The sequence below is a fragment of the Pseudomonas sp. 2024-210 genome, assembly GCF_045062345.1.
Classification (GTDB): Bacteria; Pseudomonadota; Gammaproteobacteria; order Pseudomonadales; family Pseudomonadaceae; genus Aquipseudomonas.
Window position 1 is genome coordinate 24,269 of record NZ_JBJGEJ010000027.1, and the last position, 7,902, is coordinate 32,170.

At 55.8% G+C, this 7,902-nt stretch carries 9 protein-coding genes; 3 read left to right on the plus strand and 6 right to left on the minus strand.

Annotation, left to right across the window (positions count from 1 at the left end):
• Positions 1-259: 259 nt before the first annotated feature.
• The 6 genes from ACI7MX_RS22350 to ACI7MX_RS22375 all read right to left on the minus strand — a co-directional run bounded on the left by ACI7MX_RS22350 (position 260) and on the right by ACI7MX_RS22375 (position 5,877).
• Positions 260-1,411 (minus strand): acyl-CoA dehydrogenase family protein, encoded by a 1,152-nt coding sequence (locus tag ACI7MX_RS22350; protein WP_405589541.1) that lies wholly within the window; start codon positions 1,409-1,411, stop codon positions 260-262.
• A 2-nt stretch (positions 1,412-1,413) separates the two neighbouring features.
• Complete coding sequence (locus ACI7MX_RS22355; protein WP_405589544.1) at positions 1,414-2,520, minus strand: enoyl-CoA hydratase/isomerase family protein; 1,107 nt, start codon at positions 2,518-2,520, stop codon at positions 1,414-1,416.
• A 141-nt stretch (positions 2,521-2,661) separates the two neighbouring features.
• Positions 2,662-3,432: a 3-hydroxybutyrate dehydrogenase gene (locus ACI7MX_RS22360; protein WP_405589547.1), complete on the minus strand. Its 771-nt coding sequence runs from the start codon at positions 3,430-3,432 to the stop codon at positions 2,662-2,664.
• A 117-nt stretch (positions 3,433-3,549) separates the two neighbouring features.
• Entirely contained in the window at positions 3,550-3,831 is a 282-nt protein-coding gene (locus tag ACI7MX_RS22365) for a peptidylprolyl isomerase (protein ID WP_122784407.1), read from the minus strand.
• 78 nt (positions 3,832-3,909) lie between these two features.
• Positions 3,910-4,995 carry a 3-deoxy-7-phosphoheptulonate synthase gene (locus tag ACI7MX_RS22370; RefSeq protein WP_405589550.1) on the minus strand — a complete coding sequence of 362 codons (1,086 nt, stop codon included), beginning with the start codon at positions 4,993-4,995 and terminating at the stop codon, positions 3,910-3,912.
• A gap of 639 nt (positions 4,996-5,634) precedes the next feature.
• Positions 5,635-5,877 (minus strand): DNA-binding protein, encoded by a 243-nt coding sequence (locus tag ACI7MX_RS22375; protein ID WP_314484128.1) that lies wholly within the window; start codon positions 5,875-5,877, stop codon positions 5,635-5,637.
• A gap of 80 nt (positions 5,878-5,957) precedes the next feature.
• Between ACI7MX_RS22375 and ACI7MX_RS22380 the strand changes: the two genes are divergently transcribed.
• The 3 genes from ACI7MX_RS22380 to uvrC all read left to right on the plus strand — a co-directional run.
• Positions 5,958-6,323, plus strand: a complete 366-nt coding sequence (locus ACI7MX_RS22380; protein ID WP_405589769.1) for a helix-turn-helix domain-containing protein — start codon at positions 5,958-5,960, stop codon at positions 6,321-6,323.
• A gap of 130 nt (positions 6,324-6,453) precedes the next feature.
• Positions 6,454-7,092 (plus strand): UvrY/SirA/GacA family response regulator transcription factor, encoded by a 639-nt coding sequence (uvrY, locus tag ACI7MX_RS22385; protein ID WP_122784404.1) that lies wholly within the window; start codon positions 6,454-6,456, stop codon positions 7,090-7,092.
• A gap of 2 nt (positions 7,093-7,094) precedes the next feature.
• A partial coding sequence (uvrC, locus tag ACI7MX_RS22390) for an excinuclease ABC subunit UvrC (RefSeq protein ID WP_405633920.1) occupies positions 7,095-7,902 on the plus strand: 808 nt, incomplete at its 3' end.

A 7,902-nucleotide genomic window follows, 5' to 3' on the forward strand; every position in this document is an offset into this window, starting at 1 on the left:
AACGGCTTTTGCTTTTAGTCTCCTCTCCCTCTGGGAGAGGGAGCTGATAGGTGGCGTTGCGCATAACGGCTTTCGCTTTTAGTCCCCTCTCCCTCTGGGAGAGGGAGCTGATAGGTGGCGTTGCGCATAACGGCTTTTGCTTTTAGTCCCCTCTCCCTCTGGGAGAGGGAGCTGATAGGTGGCGTTGCGCATAACGGCTTTCGCTTTTAGTCCCCTCTCCCTCTGGGAGAGGGTTAGGGTGAGGGGATTGCCAGCACCGCTAAATCAGATAGTTCTTCAGCTCTCGCGCAATCACCATCCGTTGAATCTCACTCGATCCTTCATAGATCTGTGTAATTCGCGCGTCCCGGTAATAGCGCTCTACCGGGTAGTCCTCAAGGTAGCCGTAGCCTCCGTGAATCTGAATGGCTTTGGAACACACGTACTCAGCCATTTCCGAAGCGAACAACTTGGCTTGCGATGCTTCTGATAAACACGGTTTGCCCGCACCACGCAGGCGGGCCGCGTGCAGAATCAGCAGGCGCGCCGCGTTGAGCCGGGTTTGCATGTCAGCCAGCATGTTAGCCACGCTTTGATGCTCAATGATGGCTTTGTCAAACTGTACCCGATCACGCGCATAGGCCAGCGCCGCTTCAAAGGCGGCACGGGCAATCCCCAGCGCCTGTGCAGCAATGCCAATACGGCCACCTTCGAGGTTGGACAAGGCGATCGTCAGGCCTTTGCCCTGTTCACCCAATAAATTCGCTTGCGGCACGGTGCAATTGCTCAGGGTCACCGCGCAGGTGTCCGAGGCGCGGATGCCCATTTTGTGCTCGGTGCGATCGACTATGAATCCCGGCGTGTCAGTGGGCACTAGAAAGGCCGAAAGGCCTTTTTTGCCCAGTTGCGGATCGGTCACGGCAAACACGATGGCCAGCCCGGCGCGTTTGCCATTGGTGACAAATTGTTTGGCGCCGTTGATCACCCATTGCCCGTCCTGCAACTCGGCCCGTGTGCGCAAGTTGTGCGCTTCAGAGCCCGCTTGTGGTTCGGTCAGGCAAAAACAGCCGATGGTGGTGCCGCTGGCAAGACCGGGCAGCCACGCTTCTTTTTGCGCCTGGCTGCCATAGTTCAGGATCGGGCCGCAGCCGACGGAGTTATGAACGCTCATCAGCGCCCCGGTCGCACCATCCCCGGCCGAGATCTCTTCGACAGCCAGGGCATACGCTACGTAGTCGAGGTAAGAACCGCCCCATTCTTCAGGCACCACCATGCCGAGCAGGCCCAGTTCGCCCATCTTGGCGACCAGCGCATCGTCGATCCAGCCCGCTTTTTCCCAGGACTGGGCATGAGGTGCAATTTCACGTCGTGCAAAGTCGCGAGCCATGTCGCGAATCATCACTTGTTCTTCAGTTAATTCGATGTCTTGCATGATCAGAGTCCGCTGAGCTTGAAGTGGGTGAAGAAGCTAGCAACCTGGGCTGGATCCAGCTCATTCAGTGTGGGCGGATTCCAACGTGGATTTTTGTCCTTGTCGATAATCAACGCGCGCACCCCTTCGATCAAGTCACCCCGGTCAAACCACTGACGGTCCAGGTGCAGCTCCAGCGCAAAGCACTGCTCAAGGTTGAGGGCACGGCTGCGGCGCAGCATCTCAAGCGTTACGGCCATGCCCAATGGCGACCGGGTTTGCAACAGATTGGCGGTATCAGTGGCCCATTGCCGATGCTCGCTGTTTTCCACTTCATGCAACCGGGTAACGATGGCCGTCACGCTGTCATGGGAAAAGACGTCGTCAATCAACGGGCGAAGTGGGGCGAGGGGAGCGTCGGGCAAGGTGTTGACGGCGATTGAAGCAAGCAGCGCCTCAAGGTCTTCGCGCGGGGACTGTTGCCATTTCAGCGAGTCGAGCTGCTCATCCAGTTCGCTCAGCCGGGCGCTGTCGGTGTACCAGTCTGCCAGCCCGCAATACAGGGCATCACTGGCACTGATTTGCACACCACTGACGCCCAGATAAGTCCCCAGCTGGCCGGGTATTCTGCTTAGAAAATGGCTGGCGCCCACGTCCGGGAAATAGCCGATGGCGACCTCTGGCATCGCTAACCGGCTGCGTTCTGTGACCAGTCGAAAATCAGCCCCTTGTGCCAACCCCATGCCGCCGCCCAGAACATAGCCGTCCATCACGGCAAGCACGGGTTTGGCGTAGTGGTGCAGGGTCAGGTCGAGGGCGTATTCCTCCTCAAAAAATGCAGTGTGCAGGGTGCCGTTGTTTTTGTAGCTGTCATACAAAGAACGAATATCACCCCCTGCACAAAAGGCTTTTTCGCCTGCGCCGCGTAATACCACAGCGACCACGTGCGGGTCATTGGCCCAGTCATCGAGGTGCTGCTGGAGGCGGCGAACCATCTCAAGATTGAGGGCGTTGAGGCCGCTCGGGCGGTTAAGGGTCAGATGGCCAATTTTATTGCGCACCTGCGCGAGTACGGTGTCTGACGCGATGTCGCCATCGAGTGTCGTTGAGGATGAAGCCTGAGCAGTCATCGCTAACTCCCTGCTTTCTATTATTTTAAGGGGTGTTCGCGGGCGAACGATGGCCGATGCTAACAGTGCAAAATTGCCTTGTACAACCCTGATACGTGCAGGGCTGGTGTGCATTTTTGCCTGAGGGACGTGTATGGATCTTTACTGCGCCAACCAGCCGCCGTCGACATTCCAGGCCGCCCCGCGAACCTGGCTGCCGGCATCGCTGCACAGGAAGAGCACCAGTTCACCGAGTTGAGGCGGGGTGACAAATTCCAGCGAGGGCTGTTTCTCGGCAAGCAGATCATGCTGCGCCTGATAAGGGTCAATCCCCTGACTGATACGCTGATCTATCTGTTTTTGTACCAGCGGTGTCAGCACCCAGCCTGGGCAGATGGCATTGCAGGTGATATTGCTGGTGGCGGTCTCAAGGCCGACCACTTTGGTCAGGCCAATCACGCCATGTTTGGCGGCGACATACGCTGCCTTGCCGACCGAACCCACCTGACCGTGGACTGAGGCGATATTGACGATGCGTCCCCAGTCGCGTTTGCGCATGCCGGGCAGGGTGAGGCGAGTGCTGTGGAATACGGAGGAGAGGTTGATTGCGATGATGGCGTCCCAGCGTTCTACCGGGAACGCTTCAACGTTGGCGACATGCTGAATGCCCGCATTGTTGACCAAGATGTCGACACCGCCAAATTCACGCTCGGCGTATTCGATCATGTCAGCTATTTGTGCGGGGTCGCTCACATCCGCCGGGTGATGGCCGACCTTGCCACCGAACTGCTCCAGGTCGGCAATGACTTTGCCAGCATCGCCAAAACCGTTGAGTATCAGGTTGGCACCCGCTTTTGCCAGGCTTTGCGCTATACCCAGACCTATACCGCTGGTGGAACCGGTAACCAGGGCAGTTTTACCAGTAAGGCTCATGACGTATTCCTCAAGTGACACGTGGGGGGCGTGAATGAGAAACGTAGCACGAGGTTTGTGTTTGCGGATACGAAACGGCCCACCAAAAGGTGGGCCGTTTTCACTCAAGCCGGGGGATTAGTCCTGACGGCTGGTGACTTCCAGCAAGTGGTAGCCGAACTGGGTTTTAACCGGGCCTTGAACCACGTTGATCGGTGCACTGAAGACGACCGTGTCGAATTCTTTAACCATTTGGCCTGGACCGAACGAACCCAGATCACCGCCTTGACGGCTGGATGGGCAAGAGGAGTTGGCTTTTGCGACTTCGGCGAAATCAGCGCCGCCTTCAATTTGGGCTTTCAGTTCGTTGCACTTGTCTTCGCTGGCAACGAGGATGTGACGGGCAGTGGCTTTAGCCATGAGGGAGTACTCCTTTCAAGAAAGTGGTGAGCCTACCGGATTCAGTCAGTTTTTTCCCGGCTAAAGTTCCCATGTCTATCACGCTATCGCCTCGACGGATTGTCGTTGTGCCTGCAGTTGGGCTGCCGCGCCTCGCAACAACTGCTCGGTGGCATCCCATCCCAGGCAGCCATCGGTAATGGAGACGCCGTAGCGCAGGTTACTGCTCATGGGTTGGCAACCCTCAAAGATATGGCTTTCGAGCATCATGCCGATCAATGAACGATTGCCCTGCAGGCGCTGAGCCAATACGTCGTTAAATACATCAGGCTGGCGCAACGGGTCTTTGCCGCTGTTGGCGTGGCTGCAATCAACCATCAAGCGAGCCGGTATGGCATTTTTTTCAAGACCGGCGCGTGCTTTGGCAACGCTGCTGAAGTCGTAATTCGGCCCGCTGTGCCCGCCGCGCAGCACCAGATGGGTATCCGGATTGCCCGACGTCTGGATGATTGCCGGGTGGCCTTCAGCGTCGACGCCGAAGTGGCGATGAGAGTGGGCAGCTGAACGCATGGCATCGCAGGCGATGGCCACACCGCCATCAGTACCGTTTTTGAAACCGACAGGCACGCCCAGGCCGCTGGCCATCTCGCGGTGAATTTGCGATTCGGTCGTACGTGCACCAATGGCGACCCAGCCCAGCAGGTCATCAAAGTATCCAGCGGCCATCGGTTGCAACAACTCCGTAGCGATTGGCAGGCCCATGCCCAGCATTTCCAGCATCAGCTCGCGCGAGAGCGTGAGGCCGTGGGCCATGTCATCGCTGCCATCGAGATGCGGGTCATAGGCCAGGCCTTTCCATCCCACTGTTGTGCGCGGTTTTTCGATGTAGGCACGCATCACCAGCAACAGGTCATCACGCAGCTCGTGAGAAAGGGCTGCGAGGTGGCTGGCGTATTCAAGGGCAGCAACAGGGTCGTGGATGGAGCAGGGGCCGACTACGACCAGTAAACGGGAGTCTTCACCGTTTAAAATCGCGCGAATGGCCTGGCGCTGACGACTGACCCGTTGGCGAAGCGAATCGCTGAGCGGCAGTTGTTGCTTGAGTTGCGCGGCAGTAGGCAGGCGCAGGGAGCGTGCAGAAGGTGCGGTGTTGATTGCAGGGAGAGCAGTAATCGATGCGTTCATGATGGAGTTCCTGGGCAAGCGGCGGGTTTTCCCGCGCGCAGCCCTATTGGGGTGTTCGACAATTAGCCTGACTGGCTGTGAGTGCATGCGTGCCACCGATGTGATTTCGTTCGGAGGCGGCAGGCTGTCCCGAACGACGGTTGGTAAATCGCCATGCAGTGCAAAGGTCGAAGCGGTAATAAGTGGCGTAGTTCATGGTGTAATTCCTTTAAATTAGTCAATTTTTCAGGGGCTGAAAAAACAAAACCCCCGATCGGGAAGCCGACCGGGGGTGAGAATTCTCTGGTAGGCGACCCCTAAGTAGTGGGCGCCGTTTGGGTATCAGGCGCGCCAGTGGCTAAACCAATACCCAAAATAAAATCGTGCTACGGATTGCGCATTGTTCGCACACACAGAACCGACCGTGCGAGATTCGCAAGGGGGCTGACAAGCGTCTGTGAGGGGGCGATGCATCATGTGCGGTCTCCAATGAATGAGCCGAAGCTTACCTGAGGCACGACGACAGGTTCAATCAGAAATTAACCTGCTGTGGGTCTGCCTGACTTCAGAAGGGCTATGAGGGCATAGACCGTGTGAATCTCTGAACTGTTTGTCCATTGGGGTATCTAGAACTGGAACTCAACCTGATTAGGCGCATACTCAATCCAGCACGTCTTCGCTTTCTTCTTCAAGAGCAGGCATGCGTGAAGGAATGATGCCGTCTTTCATGCCCAGAAGTACCGCCACTTTATGGGCTTCACCCCTTTTCCCTTTCTTGCGCCCGGCGAGCACCTGATACGTAGTCGCCGGATCGACACCATTTTCCCGAGCGAACTCTTGCACGGATTTTCCCTGGTGATCCAGCCAAGCCTTGGCTTGTGCAGCGGTACGGATTCCGGTCATAGTTCAAAACCGTTCAAAGTTGTTTAATATTCATTAATTATACCATCCTGTGGGTGTTGAAAATGGGATCTTACATCCAAATGAGTGGCATTGGTTCGCGGCTACGGCAAGAAAGAGAAAGGCTTGGCTTGTCGCAAAAAGCTTTTGGTGAGATTGGTGGTGTCGAGGCCAATGCTCAAGGCAAATATGAGAGCGGTGAACGTGCGCCTAAAGCGGACTACTTGTCGCGTGTCGCAGAGCGTGGTGCGGATGTGCTTTATATTTTGACTGGCACTCCAACACCCACACTACTCGATAACCTTAGTCAGGTTGAAGAGAAGGTGCTGGTTAGTTACCGAATTTTGCATAAAGAAGACCAGGATGCCATTCGTCGGCTAACGGTCACCCTGGCTGAGATGTACTTGCCTGTTCAGGTTAAAGGGCGTCAGGAACCGAACGATACGTGAGTCGTATTGCGTCACCCGCCTGCTTTTTAACGTTTTGCTATGGATCGTCGATGGATCATGAGTAGGTTGGAGTGCATGTTTTTTGCTAAGGTGTCGTCAATCTACTTAGTTCAATTGGTGAGGTGCCGGCTTGATTCGGGTTCTGGTGGTCGATGATCACGATCTTGTGCGTACAGGCATCACACGAATGCTGGCTGATATAGATGGCCTGCAAGTGGTTGGGCAGGCTGAATCTGGTGAGGAATCCCTTATCAAGGCCCGTGAGCTTAAACCTGATGTGGTCTTGATGGATGTCAAAATGCCCGGCATTGGTGGGCTGGAAGCTACACGCAAAATGATGCGTAGCCATCCTGACATCAAGGTGGTAGCCGTGACCGTGTGTGAAGAGGACCCATTTCCGACACGGTTATTGCAGGCAGGCGCTGCCGGCTATATGACCAAGGGCGCGGGCCTGGCGGAGATGGTTCAGGCCATACGCCTTGTTTTTTCCGGGCAGCGCTATATCAGCCCGCAAGTCGCACAGCAATTGGCTCTCAAATCATTCCAGCCTGCCAGTGACTCACCTTTTGATGCACTGTCGGAGCGAGAAATCCAGATTGCTCTGATGATTGTGGGCTGTCAGAAGGTTCAAGTGATTTCTGACAAGCTGTGCTTGTCACCCAAAACGGTCAACACCTACCGCTATCGGATCTTTGAGAAACTTTCGGTCAAGAGTGATGTTGAGCTGGCATTGCTGGCTGTACGTCACGGCATGGTAGACGCTGGTTGAAAATGACTGACGTGTTCGATGCAAGCGCGTTTCTTTCGACCTGTAGTGGGCGCCCCGGTGTGTATCGCATGTTTGATAGCGATACGCGCCTGCTGTACGTGGGTAAGGCCAAGAACCTCAAAAAGCGTTTGGCCAGCTACTTTCGTAAAACCGGCCTGGCTCCGAAAACGGCGGCGCTGGTCGGGCGGATCGCGTACATCGAAACCACCATCACGGCCAATGAAACCGAAGCGCTGCTGCTTGAGCAGACGCTGATCAAAGAGTGGCGTCCGCCCTACAATATTCTTCTGCGCGACGACAAATCCTATCCCTATGTGTTCCTTTCGGACGGTGCATACCCGCGCTTAAGCATTCACCGTGGCGCCAAAAAAGCCAAAGGCAGGTATTTCGGACCTTATCCGAGTGCTGGGGCTATTCGAGAAAGCCTGAGTATCTTGCAAAAGACTTTTATGGTGCGTCAGTGCGAAGACAGTTACTTCAAGAACCGTACGCGCCCCTGTTTGCAATACCAGATCAAACGTTGCAAAGCGCCTTGTGTCGGCCTGGTTGATCCGCAGGTCTATGCCGAAGATGTGCGTCACTCGGTGATGTTTCTGGAAGGGCGCAGCAGTGCGCTGACCGACGAATTGAACAGCGCGATGGAACTGGCCGCCAGCACCCTTGATTTTGAGCGGGCCGCAGAAATACGTGATCAGATTTCACTGCTGCGTCGGGTTCAGGATCAGCAAAGCATGGAAGGTGGAACCGGCGATGTCGACGTAATCGCTGCTTTTGTGAACCCGGGCGGCGCATGTGTGCATTTGATCAATG

Bases quoted from the DNA above. Each gene is read 5' to 3' on its own strand.
- ACI7MX_RS22365 (WP_122784407.1), bottom strand. From the start codon at position 3,831: ATGGCTAAAGCCACTGCCCGTCACATCCTCGTTGCCAGCGAAGACAAG.
- ACI7MX_RS22380 (WP_405589769.1), top strand. From the start codon at position 5,958: ATGAGTGGCATTGGTTCGCGGCTACGGCAAGAAAGAGAAAGGCTTGGC.
- ACI7MX_RS22360 (WP_405589547.1), bottom strand. From the start codon at position 3,432: ATGAGCCTTACTGGTAAAACTGCCCTGGTTACCGGTTCCACCAGCGGT.
- ACI7MX_RS22375 (WP_314484128.1), bottom strand. From the start codon at position 5,877: ATGACCGGAATCCGTACCGCTGCACAAGCCAAGGCTTGGCTGGATCAC.
- ACI7MX_RS22370 (WP_405589550.1), bottom strand. From the start codon at position 4,995: ATGAACGCATCGATTACTGCTCTCCCTGCAATCAACACCGCACCTTCT.
- ACI7MX_RS22355 (WP_405589544.1), bottom strand. From the start codon at position 2,520: ATGACTGCTCAGGCTTCATCCTCAACGACACTCGATGGCGACATCGCG.
- ACI7MX_RS22350 (WP_405589541.1), bottom strand. From the start codon at position 1,411: ATGCAAGACATCGAATTAACTGAAGAACAAGTGATGATTCGCGACATG.